Source organism: Paenibacillus tyrphae, assembly GCF_000722545.1.
Lineage (GTDB): Bacteria > Bacillota > Bacilli > Paenibacillales > NBRC-103111 > Paenibacillus_G > Paenibacillus_G tyrfis.
Map to the genome: position 1 here is coordinate 1 of NZ_JNVM01000076.1, position 17,219 is coordinate 17,219.

A 17,219-nucleotide genomic window follows, 5' to 3' on the forward strand; every position below is an offset into this window, starting at 1 on the left:
ACCGAATCTCGGCTTTCAATTTCTCAAGCTCTGAAGCATACTCAGGGCCCTTGCCGTAGCTATATTGTTTACCAACAGGTTGTTCAAGACGGTGGATATCTCCCGACCGGTACCATCTCATCCAAGTTTCCAATTGCGTTCTATTTCGTATGTGAAGCTGTCCCATCACTTCTTTCACAGGTATTCCCGCTAGCCTCATCTCAATAGCCTTCATCTTTACTTCCACTGGGTAACTAACTCTAGTTGCCAACGTAAAAACACCTCCAAGGTTTATCTCCATATCTTACGACATGGTTCTCTCACTTGAAGGTGTTTTGATTTGTCTCACGTTATGGGGTCAGTCCCGAAATGTGATTACTTTGGGTCCGACCTTATTTTGTTGTTAGAAATGGCCATTAGCCTCTTAAGAGTATCCTGTCGCTTGCTCCGGTGCTGCCCTTTACTCCTGCTGCTATTGTTCTTGCCGTTTAATCATCCCCAAGTAGCGATCAAGCTGCTGCACTTCCAGCGAGGCGATCATGTCAGCGAAAGGCCCCTTAGGGGGCAGCATTCAAATCAACGTCCCTGGCTCCGTCAGACACCTGGCCAAACCGCCCATTTCACCCCAAAATTAAAGTCCATCTATGGAAAGGGTACTTTTAGCCCAAAAAACGATATCCAAGTAATGTAAATAAAAATCAACATATAGAGTCATATAATCAAAAAAAATCCACTATATATTGTGTTTCTTAACCTTTTCCGATAATGTCCAACAAAGCCACCGACTCCACATGGGATGAGTGCTGACGGTAGAAAATGATTAATTGAGATGTTATAGTGTTCACCCAACACCAACCATCTTACTCACAAAAGGACTACTTTTGAATTTACGACAAAAGTAAAGCCACCCCAATATAGCTATTTAACATTGGCTATATCGTTTTTTGTTTTTCTGACATTACTCAAATATGCTATTATATTTATTGTGGGTTTTTCTTACAATTCCAGATCATTTTTCACACAAGAAAGCGAGGTAAGCTAATGACTGTCGGAATGGGGATACGTGTCGGGTCTAAAGCGGTTCACTTTTCTGTATTGGCTCTTTTGCCTGACGGAAATGTACAAACAAAGTTAATTGATAAACTTAACATACCTGAATCACTGGACAACGCTCATAAGTTATCTTACATCAGAAATAATCTCTTATCTATTATCATGCAATTTGGTATTTCAAATGCTGGAATAAGGATTACTGAAAATACTGCTCTCAATGTAAGTACCTTTAGAGTGTACCTTGAAGGAATTGTTCAGGAGCTTTTTGTTGACAGTTCAGTAGACAAGTATTTTTTAGGAACAAAGAACTCAATAGCTAGATTATTAGATAAATCAACCACAGAGATCACTGATTATTTTGAAGGGCGTATTGAATTTGCCAATTTTCCTGATATACCAAGAAGCCATTTAGAAAAGCGTGAAAGTCTCCTTACTGCACTTGCATCAATAGAATTGTCGAGGTGAATAATATGGATATGAGGGTCAGCGAAATAAGTTTCGAGTTATTGAATGAAATTGGGGCTGAGGGGCTAAACTCCAAAACTCATTTAGCAAGAGATATTCAACTCGATGCAACTCTTGTTATAAAAGAAATCGAAAAAGCCAGTATCCCTACCGATACTGATTACTTTACCGAAGCTAGACATCTGTATGCCTCCAGGCATCCTAATGTAATGGAAATCCATTACGCCAGTCAAGATCACGATAATATATATTTGGCTATGCCTTTTCACAGTAAGGGGTCATTAAACGCACTTATAAACAATAAATATTTAACTATACCTGAAATCGTCCATTATGGTTTGGATTTTCTAAGTGCTCTACACTTCATCCATTCAAAGGGACTGATCCATTTCGATGTTAAACCTAGTAATATAATCATCAATGATGCTGGAAAAGCTTTATTGACCGATTTCGGTCTTTCCAGGTTGACCAATAGACTTGGATTTGCACAAGCTCAAATGGCGTATCCTACACATTTAACACCAGAATGGTTTCAAGCTGGTGAGTTTACTGCTCAGTATGATGTGTACCAAGCTGGACTAACATTGTATAGGATGTGCAACGGAAATAATGAATTTGATGATAAATTGCAACAAGGTGGTGTCGCCGAAAATGAGGTTGTGAGAGGTATGTTTCCAAATCGAAATAAATTCCTCCCTCATATTCCAGATTCACTTAGGAAAGTGATTAAAAAAGCACTAAAAGTAAACCTTGACCAACGTTATAAGACAATTATTCATTTGATGAATGATCTTGCAGAAGTTAAAGAAAATCTCAACTGGACATTTAGAATTGATACTGTGAATAATGTACATACTTGGATTGAGGATACTGAAAACAATACAAAGACACTGAATTTATTCCATGAAAACGGATTATGGAAAACCGAGGGGCATAAACTAACTATAGCTTCAGGTAACACCACACGCATACGTGACTGGTTTACTACTAACCAAACTTTAGATGAAGCATATAGTGTTATTGAACAATTAATTAACAGATAACAGAGAACAATTGTTCCCCTTTACAATTTGTCGTATAATAAGTATAGGGAGGTGTGCATATGAGGAAGTTTGAAAAAGTCAAAAATCAAAATTTGTCTCAAGCATATGTAGCCAATCCCTTTTTAAATGATTGTATACAATCCAGATACTCAACCGCAAAAGTTGTAGACATGAGGGATAATCATACCTTGGGAAAAACCAAAAGTGGTTATGCCACTATTAGACCAAAGGACCCCAACAAGACTTATTAGAATCTTTGAAGAACAGAGCCGCAGTGGCTCTGTTCTTCTTTTAACTCCTCACAACGCCATCGTCAAAAAACTTACATGTTCTTCCGAAAGAGTCAACATCATAGTGAACATCCATAACATTCAATCATCATGAAACCCGATTTTGTAAACCTTTATAGATTTCCTCAAACATGAAATCCATAACCGTTGCCTTAAAGTCGCTATCCTCCAGTATCTTCATGAAGAATTTCTCGTTCTGGCCCATTCTGCCGATTACAATATCCAAGAATGCCTTCTCGTAGCTGAATTTGAAGTTCTCTTTCGTGTTGTTCTTTGCCTTCTGAGCCAAATCACTATTGTTAATGATGTCCTCGACAATCTGCTCATACGACAATCGGTCTGTCTCAGAAAAGTCTGTACCAAAACGGTCGTTCAAGCGAGAAATAATCGAAGAGAGTTTTTCCGTCTCCTCTTCTTGTCCACCACCGCCACCATGGGACGTTGGCTTCAACTCCGATCCGCCTTGTACTTCAAGAGCTATGCTACCTTCAAATATCATCGTGTTGCGGTAATACTCCAGAGCAACCTCATCAGCTAAATAAACCGATTCAGATACATGCTTCGGTAACTTCTTCAATAAAAAATTCAAATAAACATATAATTTATGTAGTTCTACATCAGCGAAAGGACCAATTTGAAGAATAAATGAATAAGTACGAATGTACTTGGACGAAGCACTTTTGAAATCTTCTTGCTGTTCTTTAGTTAAGTCTTTTTTGAAACGTTCGACAGCAAAATCAAGTATCGCATTTAACTTCTCCTGCGTTTTCGATGTTTTCTTCTTGCCGCTGAACTCCAATTTACAAACGTCTTGTATTTCTTCAGCAGTATAGATCTGGAAAGCATCAAGCTCTCGCTGTATATCGTACAAGAGATTCGGATTGGTCGTCTCCTCAAGTCCCGTTACTTCATAGTAAGGTTGGAATGCTTCCTTGATTTCATCCGCTTCATTAACAAAATCAAGGACAAACGTATCATTCTTCCCCTTGCATGTCCTGTTAAGCCTGGAAAGCGTTTGTACCGCTTTGATACCATCTAACTTCTTATCGACATACATCGTATGGAGTAAAGGCTCATCGAATCCCGTTTGATATTTCTCCGCCACCAGTAACACTCTGTACTCATCTGTATGGAATTTATCAGGAAGCTCCTTCTCACCAAAGCCATTCATAAGCGGCTCTGTAAAAGAAACACCCTTGTCTTCCACTGTTCCTGAAAAGGCGACTACGGCTTTCATATCATCGTAGCCTTTATCCTTGATGTATTTGTCGAATGCCTGTTTATATTTGACCGCATGCAATCGACTGCTTGTCACTACCATCGCTTTCGCTCTGCCGCCGATTTTACGCCTAGTTACTCTTCTGAAATGTTCGATCATGATCTCAGTTTTCTGAGCGATATTGTGTGGATGAAGGGATACGTATTTAGCTATCTGTTTCGACGCTTTTTTGCTCGCAACTTCTGGATCATCATCAATTTTCTTGGCAACTTTATAGAACGTCTTGTACGTCATGTAGTTCTTCAACACATCATGGATAAAGCCTTCCTCAATGGCTTGACGCATGGAGTAGACATGAAAGGCACGAGGCTTTCCGTCCTCCCCCTTCCTCCCAAACTTCTCTAACGTTTTCGCTTTAGGTGTTGCCGTAAAGGCAAAGAATGAAATGTTATCCTGTTTCCCACTCTTGGCAATCGTTTCAATGATCCTCTCGTCAATGTCCTCCAGGTTCTCCTCTGCAATCCGATCAGCTTCTAAAGCTTCTTCCAGTGTTTTGTCTGACAGAATAGTGGTCATTGCCGTTGCCGCTTTACCACCTTGCGAGCTGTGGGCTTCGTCGATAATAATGGCATACTTACCTCTAGCAAACTCCCCCACCTTTTCCATAATGAAAGGAAACTTCTGTAGTGTAGTAATGATGATTCTTGTGTTATTGACTAGCTCACTCGCAAGCTGAGAAGAATCCTTATCAATCTTAGCTACCATCCCTGCTTTATGTTCAAGCTGATATACGGCATCCTGTAATTGCTTATCCAGAACACGTCGATCTGTAATAACAATGACACTCTTATAGAGAGCGTTATCTTCATGATCGTGCAGTTTCGCAAGCCGGTGGGCAAGCCAAGAGATACTATTAGTTTTGCCGCTACCCGCTGAATGCTGAACAAGGAAATTTGTACCCACGCCAAACCGCTTTACATCGTCCTCAATTTTCCGTACAGCATCGAGTTGATGGTATCTCGGGAAAATAACCGTCTCTTTCTTATCGATGATTTCACCTGTACTGTCTCGAATGTCTTCCTGTTTTACGAAAACGAAGCGGAACAGAATCTCAACCAAACTGTTCTTGAGCAAAATCTCACGCCAAAGATATGAAGTTCTGTAATCAGCGACGACTACTGGATTGCCTTTTCCGCCATTATTGCCTTTGTTAAAAGGAAGGAAAAACGTTCTTTCCTTCTCCAGATGTGTCGTCATATATATCTCATCAGGATCTACGGCAAAAAAGACAACGGCACGTTTCTTGAATTGAAATAAAAGCTCTTTTGGATCACGGTCATTCATATACTGCCGCTTCGCATCATCCACCGTTTGATTGGTTAGATGATTTTTAAGTTCCAGTACGACAATGGGGAGACCATTCAGTGAAACAAGCATATCTATGCTATTGTTATTCTGACTACCGTAATACACCTGTCTGCTGATTGTGAATATATTTTTGGTGTACATCTCTGTAAGTGTCTTGTTCATATAGCTAACGGGTTGATTGTATGCAAGCTTGAGCGTCACGCCATAATCCTTAATCCCATGCCGAATGCAATCAATCATGCCTCTGCTGTTCAACTCTTTGGTCAGACGCTCAAGAATTTTCGTTCTGAACTGCTCCGTGTACACTTTACGAAGCCGTTCCATTTCTTTCGGTTGGGTGCTTTCAAGAAATTCAAACAAAATCTCCACATCGAGAGCATATTTCTTAAAGTCATCCAAAGCATTTCCCTCGATGCGTCTACTCCTATAACCTGATTGGACGAGACAATCTTCTATGTTGGTTTCTAATCCCTTTTCGGTGTAGTCGATTGCCATAGGTTCACCTCTTTTCGATACATTTTAAGATGTTACAACTTCCGCCGCTGCGTCCCTAACATCAATTTTACCTGTTACAGCTTCAAAAATGAGGGATTGGCGGTATTCTTTTAAAAGGCTTACTTGTTCTTTTAATGAGGAAATAATTTCAATATTTTTATTCATTTCAAAGTCCAAGAAATCAGCGATTTGTTCTTGTTCTTCTAATGGTGGTAGAATAACAGGAAAATTTTTTAGTAGATCTTGCCCTAAGGAAGCTCTTGTAACCAAATTCATTTCTTTTACAAAGTATCTTCTACCCAATTCACTCCTAAAGAAGTATTTGGCATAATTCGGTAAAAGTTTATTCGTACTCGGTCTAAACCTAATTAGAAACCCTGCAAATGTTGCATCTTCTAATGTTTTTAAACATGTTGAAGCAAAACCAATTTCTTCAATCGTTTCAGATGTTCTTGTGAAAAATATGTCACCTTTTTGTACTGAATAAATATTTCTATCTACCTGTGTAGAGTTGACTAGACCTATTACTTCATGAGGTAACTCCATATTTCTATAAACATCTCCATAACTAACAAATGGGTATCCAAAACCAAATTCTTCTGATGATTTACTTATTCCATTTTGTAATCTACCTAAGAAAGTTATCTTCTTTATTTCCCATTTCTCAGGGATCTCCTCAATCCATTCCACGCCAGAATCCTTCATTTTCGCATCAGGATTCACTCCCTTTGTGACCGCTTTGGTGATAATCACCTTTCGCTGCTCCTCTAAAAGAGTAATCAACTTCTCCTTATCGGCGATGAGAGAATCGATTTCGGCTGTTTTCTCGTCAAGGAAAGTAGCAACTTGGATTTGTTCATTGTAAGTAGGAAGTAAAACAAGTAACTTCGATAACTTGCTTGCTTTAATGCCCGTTGCAGTTGAGCCTGTTGCAAAAGTCTGTAAGTTATCCTGAAACCCTTTGGACATCATCCAATATTTCAGATAATAGTTATTAAGAACATTTTCAATCCCTCTAAATTTTATTACCCTTTGTGCAAGGGCAATATCTGTCCGATCTATATTTGCAACTTCCCCAAGTGGAGCTTCTGTTGTAAAAACAACATCTCCAATATCAGGAATCCCCCTTCTCATAATTATTTCATATTCATCAGATCTAACAAATTCTTGAGAAAGGGAATAATCAATTTTCCCCGTCTTAATGTTTTTTGCAGTTACTAGAAATACTCCTTCATCGACTTTTTCGGGCGTTTTTCCCCTGTAATCAACTATAGAACTAACATATTTTGTTAGTCCGCCAGTTCCCCATCCTTTAGGCACTTCTCCAATCCATTCAACACCGCTATCCTCATATTGCTCATAGCTCTTGTTCCACACCATCAACTCAGCACCTTCTTCAGCTTGGCCAATATATTTGCTTCAAGTTCTTTAATTTCAATCATGATTTCTTCCGAACTACGAAGTAGCATATACTGGTAAAAATGTCTTGTGAACGGTATCTCATAACCGATCTTCGTCTTACTTTCATCAATCCACGCATCAGGCACATGCGGTTTCACTTCTCGTTCAAAGTATTCGTGAATGTCCTCCTTGAGCGGTACGTTCTCTGTATCTCTCAAGTCGGTATCAGGCTCAGGATTGCCCTTACTATCTCTGCAAATGTCCGCCGTTTCATCTTTTTCAGATAGAGCGGTCAGAATAGCTTTCATAATAGTTACAGGAACGGTCACATCATGATCTTTGAATGCCTTCTTGATTTTCTTCAAAAAAGCTTCTCTGTTCTTATAGATGGTGTTGTCCTTTAACGAGCATAGTGTATCAACAATTTGCTGTTGCAGTTTCTTTCCTGCATCAATTTCAGCCAATCCTGCTTGACCTTTTTTCTTCGATGTTGCCAGGTTACTGAAAGGTGTCTGGTTGTCTAGCTCATTCAAGCGTTCTTTGCTGATCTTAAAGTTCAGTCGAAGTGGGCGTTCCACCGTAATTTTACTATAGCCAAAGTCTTCGTTATCAAAGATTCTGCAGTGCTCGCCTTCTTTTAGACTTCCGTAAATCCTGACAATTTCGTCAATATGCTCGGAGGAAAGCTCATTCCGCTTATTTCCAAGGCTTTTTCTCATCTTTTGATAAAAGCTTGCCCCATTTACAAGCTGAATTTTCCCTTTTCTCAATGGATCTTTCTTATTCGTCAAAATCCAGATATATGTGGAAATTCCAGTGTTGTAGAAGAGCTGATCTGGCATGGCGACAATGGCTTCAACTAGATCCTCACTAATGAGATAGCGGCGGATTTCACTCTCACCACTTCCCGCATCACCAGTGAAGAGAGGACTTCCGTTCATAATAATTGCAATTCGTGAACCTTTCGGATTCTCTATTGTAATTGGCTTCATCTTGGAAACAAGGTGCTGGACGAATAGGAGTTGACCATCACTGATACGAGGCAAACCAGCTCCAAAACGACCGTTAGCACCTTTATTTTCGTGTTCTGCTTTTACAATCGCCTCTGCTGGTTTCCATTCAACCCCATAAGGTGGATTCGTAATCATGTAGTCGAATTTTTTATCTGCAAAGGCATCGTTAGATAATGTGTTCCCAAAGGCTATATTCTTCGCCTCTTCACCTTTGATCAATATGTCCGATTTACAAATCGCATATGACTCCTCGTTAATCTCTTGTCCAAAAAATTCAAAATGAGCGGTAGGATTATGCTCCCTCAAATACTCTTGAGCAACTGAACCCATACCACCTGTACCGACACAGCAATCGTAAAGGGTTTGGGTAATTCCTGGCTTCGCTAGTTCTTGATCTTCCATAAAAAGCAGGCTAACCATTAATCGTATGACTTCTCTCGGTGTGTAGTGATCTCCAGCCTCTCCGTCTTCCGAGAATTTTCTTATTAGCTCTTCAAAGACATAGCCCATCTCGACATTGGATACGACAGAAGGATGCAAGTCCATCTCGCTGAACCGCTTGACGACAAGATAGAGCAAATTATTTCTATCCATTTTCTCGATCTGTTTATCAAAATCGAAGTATTCGATAATATCTCTTGCCGTTTTAGAGAAACCATTAATGTAGTCCCGTAGATTGTCGGCAATGTTGTCTGAATCATTTAATAGCTTGCTAAAATCGTATTTACTGATATTGCTAAAGTTCTGCTTTGCCGCTCGGTTCAGGATCTCGTCTCTTGATTCTTGTGGTAAGTGCTTGAACCTTTCAAATTGCGAAAGTACGTCCTCTTTTGTTTCTTCCAGCACGCAATCAAAGCGTCTCAATACAGCCATAGGCAGTACGACCTTACCGTATTCTTCTTTCTTATAGGGTCCTCTTAAAATCTCGGCTATCGTCCAAATAAAGTTAACTTTTTCCTGAAAGTTTTGCATGCTAAGTTCTCCTTCTGTCTATATGTAGCTCAAATTCCCAGTTGAGAAAGTGGGGATAAAACAGTACAATGGCACTATTTTTTATTGTATCAAAACTGGGACATTTTTTCCTTCATTAGATGTATCCATTCGAAATCTGGTATAAAAAAGAAGGTTAGGAAACCCTAACCTCCAATTCTTTAATGATTTGGAAACGATACTTGATTGTATTTAAAGCAAGAATACGATGAATGTGATCGAGTTGGTTAAACATGAAGCAAATATCGCATTCAACATCTGCGCCGTACAGATGGAATGCCAAGTCAATCAAGCAACGAGTGCCGCCTGTTAAAAACGGTTGATCATATACCTCCAGCTTGATTACACTATCCTTGAAATCATAAAGTAATTCGACATTATTGAATAACATGTTACTTCCAGCTATTACGTAGAAAAGTGAGCGTCTCTCAATGTCACGAATATGAGTCCTGTCTCTATTGCATAGTTCTTTAAATCTTTGCTCATGTTCTTTACTTAAATATGGATGCATGCTGACACCTCCTTTTTTTGTTTTCATCTTATATGCAAGTGTCTCGAATATATTCCTTGATTTGGAGCAGTTTACTTTGGGATTGTCTTGCCTGCCCCTTCACTTCGCCGTTTTCTTTTAGTGTTTACTGAATTGCTAACTCATTGAGTGATTCAGCAGCAGCGAAGCGATAATGGCAGGTGGTGAATTTGGCAAACGGCTCGCTCCCCCCTGTGATTTAAAATATATAAAAATTCTAAATCACAAGAGAGAGAGTTAGTTCAACAGGTCATGGCAGTATGGAGCCGTCAGGTATCCGTGTCGAATTTAACCCCTAAGATTTGCATCTTACATCGCTCGTAGCTTTACAACTAACATGTCCAGGTCTGCTATTACCATGCTGACTACCAATGTCACTTGCGATGCCCCCCAAACAGGACAGGTCATCACCGATATTCTGGAAGAGGCAACGCCACCATCTAACGGCCAGTACACACTCGCTGGTTAGGCGAGGCGGTTTTTATCTCGTGTTCTCCCGTACCACGTTGTTGATGCAAATTATTTATTTAAGATTCAATATCATAGTAGATTTAGTTTGATCTGATTACTCGGAGGTGAACTTTTTAGTTCGAGGTCGTTTAACGAGGAGTTCAATTGAGAAATAACTATGACTTAAAACAAAAAAACAGAGCCTTTTCAGCTCTGCCCCCATTGATGTTCTCTTATCATTTTTTCCTTTATGATGAATCAACTATCACGACAGACTGAGCAACTTATCGAGATTTTTACCTTTTGAGTACAGTACAAACGGATCAAAATCAACCCCATTGTTCCACGAAGCAGTCCCCGCAATAGTATCCACTTTAACAGACATGAAGATTTCAACATCGTATCCAATTTCGGCCAGCAAACCAGTGCCTCCATCGAGAAATTCTTTCATGTCGAGAACTCGGTATTCATAATGTATTCATAATAGTCAAATTCTAAAATTAGCTTGAATGTTCGTGTTGGGTAGACAGATGTTACTTCATTTAAGAACCTCGATTATATTTGAACTATTTTTCGCTTTTCAATCTTCTTTTGACCTTGCATGTAAACGTAAACGCACATCTCGGTCAGATTAACCAATCCGAGACCGCTCTCTCCTTCGACAGAATTCGTATTTGATCCCATATCGCAATTTAGGCGTACCTCGTCAAAGTAGATAATTTCAACTGGCGTATGTCCGTGGACAATCGGCTTATTATTTGTCAATGCCAGTAAAGAATCCCTTGGAATACTATAAAAATCCGACTCCGCCATCCAAAGTATATCTCGGCTTTGCATATTTAATGGCTCATGCAAATTAAGTCCTGCATGGGTGTAAACATACTGATCATCTTCGAAGATCATCGGCAAGGAATACGCCCACTCAATATATGCAAGCCTATTAGATTCGTCTACAAACGAATAGTTAAAGCTATCAATCGTTTCACAACCACCATTATGTATCCACGTCTTATCGTCGTATCTATAATAGTCCGCCATCATTTCTTCGTGGTTTCCGATGAGCGCATGAACGTTGTTAGAATATGTATCCACTAAACTTTTGATAAACCTTATAACCTCTGCACTTTCTTTTCCCCGATCAATCATATCGCCACCGAACACGATTTGATCTCGGGAAAAATCGATCTTTGCATGCTCCAGCAATAGTTTCATCCCTCTTGCGTCCCCGTGAATGTCCGTCATGAAATATTTCATCTTCTCATTCCTCCCAATCTGGTTATCAAAGATCATAGCCTTCCCAAGTACATATCCCTAAGCTCCAGTATTTTACCTAGGCTCATCAATTTAATCTCCTCTTCACTCTTTGGCTCGTATAATTTTCCAACCAATTTATTGTGATACAATTGTTGTGAGGCGATCTTTCTCCATGTCTCGAACATACCGACTTTTGTTTCGACTTCAGCACGATCATTGACCGAAAGGATTATCGAATCAACTACATATCTTCCCTGCATATCACCAATGATTTGCTTAACGATTTCGAGAGCTACATCACTCTCTGGATTTGAAATATCAAATTGTTCGTTCAACACTTCGCACCTTCCTTTCTCATACCTTTCGCTTTATCTTCTTGATAATCAGACTGTTGCGACGTGGTAAAACAATAAATTCGTCTCCGATTTCCATCATGGATTGCTTTAAGACTGCTGTTGGAATAACGAAGAGACACTCATCTTTGTTATCCAGAATCGAGATGAAACGATGATAATGATCGATTTTGGAGTTTTGACCCACTATGTTCCCCTCCAATTTTTATTTCGTTTAAAAGTACATTGTCTTGAAGAAATAACCGATACCTACACCTAACGCAAGCATAAGCAGATCAGCGATGACTTCAATCAGGATATTTTGCACGAATTGCTTTTGATTAAATTTGCTGACCAGTGTTCTCATTTAGAACATCTCCTTTTATGAAAATCTAATGGTGTTACCTTCCTAACTCCATGAAAAAAGGCTCAGTCATTGTGACCGAGCCTTCTAATCAAAAACTGCTATTCGATTTTTGAAATTGTCATATCCCCATTTCATAACGACCCAACTCTCCCTTTTTCGTTTATGCATTGTATTCTACCCTAGCAAAACCCTCTCCGTCAACTTATTTTAGATAAATCTTAATTATAATTGAATATCGTTAGAAAGTAAACTCTATTGGAGTAATTATGCCAGAAAAGCTCTTCACAATATCTTACATTTAACGCCTTACGAGGTTCGCATGTTTAATAGCGTCCATAAATTCATTTGTGATATTGTTGTCTGCAAATCGGACTTTAATACTCTCTTGCATCAGAGCATCGACTCTCCATTCATTTAGAATCGCTAGTAGCCGTATTCCTCTCCGCTCTTTTGTCATAAAATCAATGTACGTCCCCTTCGCCTGACTTTCCAGGTTTTTCGATGCATGTTCATCAATCGAAATAACCCCAACTCTCAGCAAAAACTTACACTTGAAATAGCGATTGAACATGTTGTAGATACATGCAATGTGTGTCGCTATTTTATAGATATTCGTCTTGTTATGAATATCAAAAATCAAAATAGCAATGATAGGCTTGTTATTAACGACTTTTATTTGAGCGATGTAGGCATTGAACGCAAGCATTGTATCAACTGTGTAGTTGTTGATCTTTTCATCTTTCGTGTAATCTCTTCCGACTTTTGCGTATATTTCGTTATTAAGATCAATTAAAGACAAACGAGATCCAGCGCATAATTTTCCTTTCCCTTTTCCTTCGGATGATTCGGAACCTTTTCTCAATCCTTCGGCGACTGTTTTTTTGATCTCCTGCATTCTTTTAGTGTCATGATCAACTTCAGTAGTATCAAAAAATTGTTGGAGTGTCTTGTCCGTTCTGATTTGTGTTATGAAGGAAAGCCCTTGATTTTTATTGAGAAGGATCGTGCTATAGTCGTGATTCAGCAAATCCATTATTTCAGTAAAAGTAACTGACTTACCTTCTTTAATGATTCGAGGAATGACCTTATTGAGAATATAGCAATTTTTAAAAATACTGACCATAATGCGTTCATTTCCGTGCGACTTCCGAACCGAGGCAACGCTGTAACTATCCTGTTTACCTTCGAGAAAACGAATGCCGAATTTCCGAATCGTAAGCATCTGTAATTGAGTCGTTTTTCCGTAAGCAACAAAAGGCTCTTTACGTAGAATCTCAGCATCTACAAGTTCCATAATGCTACAGTAAAAAAAAGAGTAGCTTTTGGCCAAACCTAGTAACTTTGCGTATTCATAAAGTTGCTTCATAAGCATCACTTTGTTACCGAAGGTATAAATGATTTCAAGATACGTTCGGTATTTCTCACACACTGCTTGTTTTTTGGCATTTGAAACGCTCATAATTTTATCGCCTCCTTTAAATTCGGGTGGTTTCGTATTGGTAATTCATGATTCCCACCAGAGTTTCTTTCGCTTGTAATTCCGCTTCACCATAACTGTTTGTGATTGCTTCATATGCTACTGTTTCGCCGCTATCGTTAACTTAGCTGGCATCTGGCATAGATAAGAGTCCTCTTTCTAACATCTTTTCATATAGGGCAGCTTCCGCTTCTTTCCCTTGATCACGAAGTACACTCAACTGTTCCATGAACTGATCTCTAATCTGACTCTCTGTAGACCACGTTTCACGTATTTCTTGGGGTAAGCTAAAGTATTTCTCAGCTAAAGCTAAGTCGTGAGCGGGACTTTGAGCACGATATGATCGCTCTAATCCCCAATAACGTGTGGCTGTTTCACGTCCTAATTTAGTCAGTTTATAACACTCCCTGATCTGCCCTCGTTGCTTGTAAGCAACCTTTTCGAAATGTCCATCACGAATCAGGTTATTAATTCTGCTATCAGCTAAACCACATTGATAAAGTTGTTCTGGACTAACGTGACCTGTTCTGTATAATGCGGTAAATGCTAAGCGATCACGATTAAAGAATTGTGTTACATGCGGCTTGCTTCTCCTTGCTATTGGCAATGCACCTCCTTTGATTTTAATTTTTTTCTTTTGCGCTTCGACATAAACGCTGCCCATTACAATGGGCAACATGCTTTTACGGCTCAAGGAGCCGTTTGACCATCCACAGATGGGCAACAGGGGTTTCCCAGGGGGCGAGCAAATCGACTCAGTTTCAAAGCGAGTGTCGGAGACCGAGCGGTCGCCAACCAGGCGATTGCAACTGAGCAGGGAGATTCTTGTTACGCCGATTCCGTAGGAGAGGTGAAACTAGAATTCTCCCGATTTGCGAAGCCCCCTCTTCCCGATTTCGTATTATATACGCTTGGAACAAGCAGTATAACTGCTTTTATCAGCAATATAGAAAAAAAGCTCGATGCAATAAGCCTAGGAGCCACTTCCCTATAGACTCAAAATTAAACAAGCAGATACCAACACTTCATTGGCATCTGCTTGTTTTCATTAGCCTCTGTTTCAGGGCTTTGTAAATTTTTATTTATGGTGCTGCAACATTCAACTAACTCATGCGTTTCACTAGAAGATGATTGTGATTACGCTTTACCTCAGTAAAAGACTCGAACATGATAGAACAGATTTTGACCCAAAAAGGCTTTACTTTCTAGTATTCTCAAAACAACGAAGCGAAAACTGCGCAGATTTCAACTCGTTCAATACGATAGAAAACGGTTCGTACCCATTGTGGAAGAAATGTGTGCTGAATCCTTCCGACTATCGAAATACAAAAAAAATCGGAGGAATCAAATAATATGCAAGTCGAACGAATTTTCAATTACGAGGGCAAGCTTACATTTGAAGAAATCCTGCTCACTCTTGTTCATGATAAAATTGACAGTCTGGTGCATGAATACTACCCTAATGATAGGGTGAACACTGTTGCATCTCATGACGAAGGGAAGATCGCCGCATGAGATGTGCCATTTATGTTCGTGTATCAACAGACAAGGAAGAGCAAAAAACATCGTTGGAAAATCAACGAAATCTATTTGTAAAGTATGTTTCCGAAAAGGGTTGGACGATCCATGAGATTTATGTAGAAGTGGAAAGCGGAACAACATCAAAACGTCCTGAATTGCAACGATTGATTGCTGATGCTAAAGCCAAAAAATTCGATATTATCATGTCGAAGGAATTATCCCGACTCGCAAGAAATGGACGACTATCTTATGAAATTAAGGATATGGCGGAACAACACAATGTTCATATCAATACTTTGGATAATGCCATCAACACTTTAGAAGGTAATGTTCATATGTTCGGGTTATACGCATGGATGTACGAAGGAGAATCTCAACGAACCAGTGATCGTGTGAAGGCAACTTTCAAGCTCAAAGCTTAACGAGGTGAGTTTAAAGGATCAATTCCGCCCCTTGGTTATGGAGTGAACAATGGCACGTTATTTATCCGAGATGATGCGACTCCCGATATTGTTAGAAGGATATTCAAAGGCTTTCTTGCAGGAAAAGGACGTGATCGTATTGCAAGAGAGTTGTATGAAGAGGGTATTCCTACACCATCTCAAATTGCTGGAAAGAGAAATGCATCTGATACCTGGGGCGGATCGACCATCCTAACGATTCTCACAAATCCACATTATGTAGGGGATCTGGTACAGTGCAGATCAACAACCAAAAGCGTTACGAACAAGAATAGGAACTATAAGAAACCAGAAGAATATATTATTGTTCCAAATACTCACGAGCCAATAATCGATAGAAAAGACTTCGAGATTGTCCAAGAGTTATTGAAAAGCCGCTCACGAACAAGACCACAAGCGGAAGTACACTTGTTCACGAATACTGCATATTGTGCAGACTGTGGTCGTGGGATGCATTTCAAAAAGAACTGCAAAGGTTACATGTGCGGCAACTATAATAAACATGGTAGCCGTAAATGCAGTGATCATCTGGTACGAGAATCAGACCTTGTTTCGGTGATCATGCAGGACATACAGTTACTTCTATCAAATTTAAGTAATGCTTCAGTATTTAAAAAACTAGAAAATCAGCTAATGAAACAGAGCCAGCAAAATGAGAAATTGATCAAGTCCCTTGACACTCAATTGGAAAAGGTAAAAAAGCGTAAGAAACTTGCTAATGACAAACTTTTTGACGGTGACATGCCCAAAAGTGAATATGATGAATACATGGCTTCTGTTAATCAGGAGATCGATGAAATCATTAAACGGAAGCATTATCTCGAAAAATCGCTAGAAATAAGTGATAACACACTAGCCTTTACAGAACTAAAAAAGAGCCTTGATGACTTCAAGTCATTCAATGAACTCACTCCAGAATTACTTCACAAACTAATTGACCGTATTGAAATAAAAGCAGATGGGATTCCGAGAATCTTTTACAGATTCTCGAACCCCTCTGCTTATTCTTTACTCCTAACTATCAACGCACAACACTCCACATGCACCGTATGCGGGAACATATTATCTTGGGATGAGATCTGTTGCAATCCGCAGAAACTTTGATTTGACGGGCTTTTTTCCAATGGAGTGCCGTTTTGGAGGGCTGATTTCTGCGCATTTCTGTTGATGTTTTACATCAGTTTTACATCAATTTTACATCACATCAACTCTTGACCCTATCGTTGCCAGTGGAGAGATGGGGTTTTGTACGTTAAGAAAAAAGTGAAATAAAGTCTTGTGGGACAAGGCTTTATTGAATTTTATGCTTCTACGTTCGAATGCACCGCGGCGCTCGGAGAAGAAAAAGTGTGACCAAGTGTTTATACTTAGAAATAGCAAATCATCTCAGCGGTGCGGCCCACGCGGGGGGCCAACTTCTGCAGAACGTGATCCTCCGTGCCGTGCCCGGACGCTCAAGATCCGCTCGTTTGTCCAATTGGATGCAATATCCTAGTATCTTGACCGAATCAG

General features: G+C 39.5%; 16 protein-coding genes. 5 read left to right on the forward strand and 11 right to left on the reverse strand.

Annotation, left to right across the window (positions count from 1 at the left end; translation table 11 throughout):
* Positions 1-250 (reverse strand): helix-turn-helix domain-containing protein (locus ET33_RS35745; RefSeq protein WP_036694040.1); only part of this gene is annotated, 250 nt, incomplete at its 3' end.
* Positions 251-1,020: 770 nt separating this feature from the next.
* Here ET33_RS35745 and ET33_RS35750 point away from each other — a divergent pair.
* Positions 1,021-1,497, forward strand: coding sequence for a hypothetical protein (locus tag ET33_RS35750; protein WP_036694041.1), 477 nt, complete (start codon positions 1,021-1,023; stop codon positions 1,495-1,497).
* Positions 1,498-1,508: 11 nt separating this feature from the next.
* The gene (locus ET33_RS35755; RefSeq protein ID WP_161783602.1) at positions 1,509-2,540 is read left to right on the forward strand and encodes a serine/threonine-protein kinase; all 1,032 of its coding nucleotides are present in this window, start codon (positions 1,509-1,511) and stop codon (positions 2,538-2,540) included.
* 378 nt (positions 2,541-2,918) lie between these two features.
* Here the strand turns inward: ET33_RS35755 and ET33_RS35765 are convergent, their stop codons facing one another.
* From ET33_RS35765 to ET33_RS35805, 10 genes are all read right to left on the reverse strand, one after another.
* Positions 2,919-5,912 (reverse strand): type I restriction endonuclease subunit R, encoded by a 2,994-nt coding sequence (locus ET33_RS35765; protein WP_036694046.1) that lies wholly within the window; start codon positions 5,910-5,912, stop codon positions 2,919-2,921.
* A 24-nt stretch (positions 5,913-5,936) separates the two neighbouring features.
* On the reverse strand, positions 5,937-7,292 hold the full coding sequence (locus ET33_RS37110) for a restriction endonuclease subunit S (RefSeq protein ID WP_036694049.1): 1,356 nt from the start codon (positions 7,290-7,292) through the stop codon (positions 5,937-5,939).
* Positions 7,292-9,298, reverse strand: coding sequence for a type I restriction-modification system subunit M (locus ET33_RS35775; RefSeq protein ID WP_036694051.1), 2,007 nt, complete (start codon positions 9,296-9,298; stop codon positions 7,292-7,294). Before ET33_RS35775 ends, ET33_RS37110 begins: the two co-directional genes overlap by 1 nt.
* 154 nt (positions 9,299-9,452) lie before the next feature.
* Entirely contained in the window at positions 9,453-9,827 is a 375-nt protein-coding gene (locus ET33_RS35780) for a DUF6075 family protein (RefSeq protein WP_051776125.1), read from the reverse strand.
* Positions 9,828-10,560: 733 nt separating this feature from the next.
* Positions 10,561-10,746 carry a hypothetical protein gene (locus tag ET33_RS38825; RefSeq protein ID WP_152570770.1) on the reverse strand — a complete coding sequence of 62 codons (186 nt, stop codon included), beginning with the start codon at positions 10,744-10,746 and terminating at the stop codon, positions 10,561-10,563.
* A gap of 104 nt (positions 10,747-10,850) precedes the next feature.
* Entirely contained in the window at positions 10,851-11,549 is a 699-nt protein-coding gene (locus ET33_RS35785; protein ID WP_036694070.1) for a metallophosphoesterase, read from the reverse strand.
* A 32-nt stretch (positions 11,550-11,581) separates the two neighbouring features.
* Positions 11,582-11,887 carry a hypothetical protein gene (locus ET33_RS35790; protein WP_036694054.1) on the reverse strand — a complete coding sequence of 102 codons (306 nt, stop codon included), beginning with the start codon at positions 11,885-11,887 and terminating at the stop codon, positions 11,582-11,584.
* A gap of 229 nt (positions 11,888-12,116) precedes the next feature.
* Positions 12,117-12,248 carry a hypothetical protein gene (locus tag ET33_RS40375; RefSeq protein ID WP_268808349.1) on the reverse strand — a complete coding sequence of 44 codons (132 nt, stop codon included), beginning with the start codon at positions 12,246-12,248 and terminating at the stop codon, positions 12,117-12,119.
* 298 nt (positions 12,249-12,546) lie between these two features.
* Complete coding sequence (locus ET33_RS35800; RefSeq protein ID WP_036694061.1) at positions 12,547-13,707, reverse strand: hypothetical protein; 1,161 nt, start codon at positions 13,705-13,707, stop codon at positions 12,547-12,549.
* Positions 13,708-13,849: 142 nt separating this feature from the next.
* Entirely contained in the window at positions 13,850-14,419 is a 570-nt protein-coding gene (locus ET33_RS35805; RefSeq protein WP_152570771.1) for a hypothetical protein, read from the reverse strand.
* Between the two features lie 659 nt (positions 14,420-15,078).
* Here ET33_RS35805 and ET33_RS39110 point away from each other — a divergent pair.
* Genes ET33_RS39110 through ET33_RS36945 form a run of 3 tightly spaced genes read left to right on the forward strand, consistent with a single transcriptional unit; the run spans position 15,079 to position 16,811 of the window.
* Positions 15,079-15,240 (forward strand): hypothetical protein, encoded by a 162-nt coding sequence (locus ET33_RS39110; protein WP_161783603.1) that lies wholly within the window; start codon positions 15,079-15,081, stop codon positions 15,238-15,240.
* Positions 15,237-15,668: a recombinase family protein gene (locus ET33_RS40180; protein ID WP_036694066.1), complete on the forward strand. Its 432-nt coding sequence runs from the start codon at positions 15,237-15,239 to the stop codon at positions 15,666-15,668. Before ET33_RS39110 ends, ET33_RS40180 begins: the two co-directional genes overlap by 4 nt.
* Positions 15,669-15,710: 42 nt before the next feature.
* The gene (locus ET33_RS36945; RefSeq protein WP_063761715.1) at positions 15,711-16,811 is read left to right on the forward strand and encodes a recombinase family protein; all 1,101 of its coding nucleotides are present in this window, start codon (positions 15,711-15,713) and stop codon (positions 16,809-16,811) included.
* Positions 16,812-17,219: the final 408 nt, after the last annotated feature.

Bases quoted from the DNA above. Each gene is read 5' to 3' on its own strand.
- ET33_RS35750 (WP_036694041.1), top strand. From the start codon at position 1,021: ATGACTGTCGGAATGGGGATACGTGTCGGGTCTAAAGCGGTTCACTTT.
- ET33_RS35755 (WP_161783602.1), top strand. From the start codon at position 1,509: ATGAGGGTCAGCGAAATAAGTTTCGAGTTATTGAATGAAATTGGGGCT.
- ET33_RS35765 (WP_036694046.1), bottom strand. From the start codon at position 5,912: ATGGCAATCGACTACACCGAAAAGGGATTAGAAACCAACATAGAAGAT.
- ET33_RS37110 (WP_036694049.1), bottom strand. From the start codon at position 7,292: ATGGTGTGGAACAAGAGCTATGAGCAATATGAGGATAGCGGTGTTGAA.
- ET33_RS35775 (WP_036694051.1), bottom strand. From the start codon at position 9,298: ATGCAAAACTTTCAGGAAAAAGTTAACTTTATTTGGACGATAGCCGAG.
- ET33_RS35780 (WP_051776125.1), bottom strand. From the start codon at position 9,827: ATGCATCCATATTTAAGTAAAGAACATGAGCAAAGATTTAAAGAACTA.
- ET33_RS38825 (WP_152570770.1), bottom strand. From the start codon at position 10,746: ATGAAAGAATTTCTCGATGGAGGCACTGGTTTGCTGGCCGAAATTGGA.
- ET33_RS35785 (WP_036694070.1), bottom strand. From the start codon at position 11,549: ATGAAATATTTCATGACGGACATTCACGGGGACGCAAGAGGGATGAAA.
- ET33_RS40375 (WP_268808349.1), bottom strand. From the start codon at position 12,248: ATGAGAACACTGGTCAGCAAATTTAATCAAAAGCAATTCGTGCAAAAT.
- ET33_RS35800 (WP_036694061.1), bottom strand. From the start codon at position 13,707: ATGAGCGTTTCAAATGCCAAAAAACAAGCAGTGTGTGAGAAATACCGA.
- ET33_RS39110 (WP_161783603.1), top strand. From the start codon at position 15,079: ATGCAAGTCGAACGAATTTTCAATTACGAGGGCAAGCTTACATTTGAA.
- ET33_RS40180 (WP_036694066.1), top strand. From the start codon at position 15,237: ATGAGATGTGCCATTTATGTTCGTGTATCAACAGACAAGGAAGAGCAA.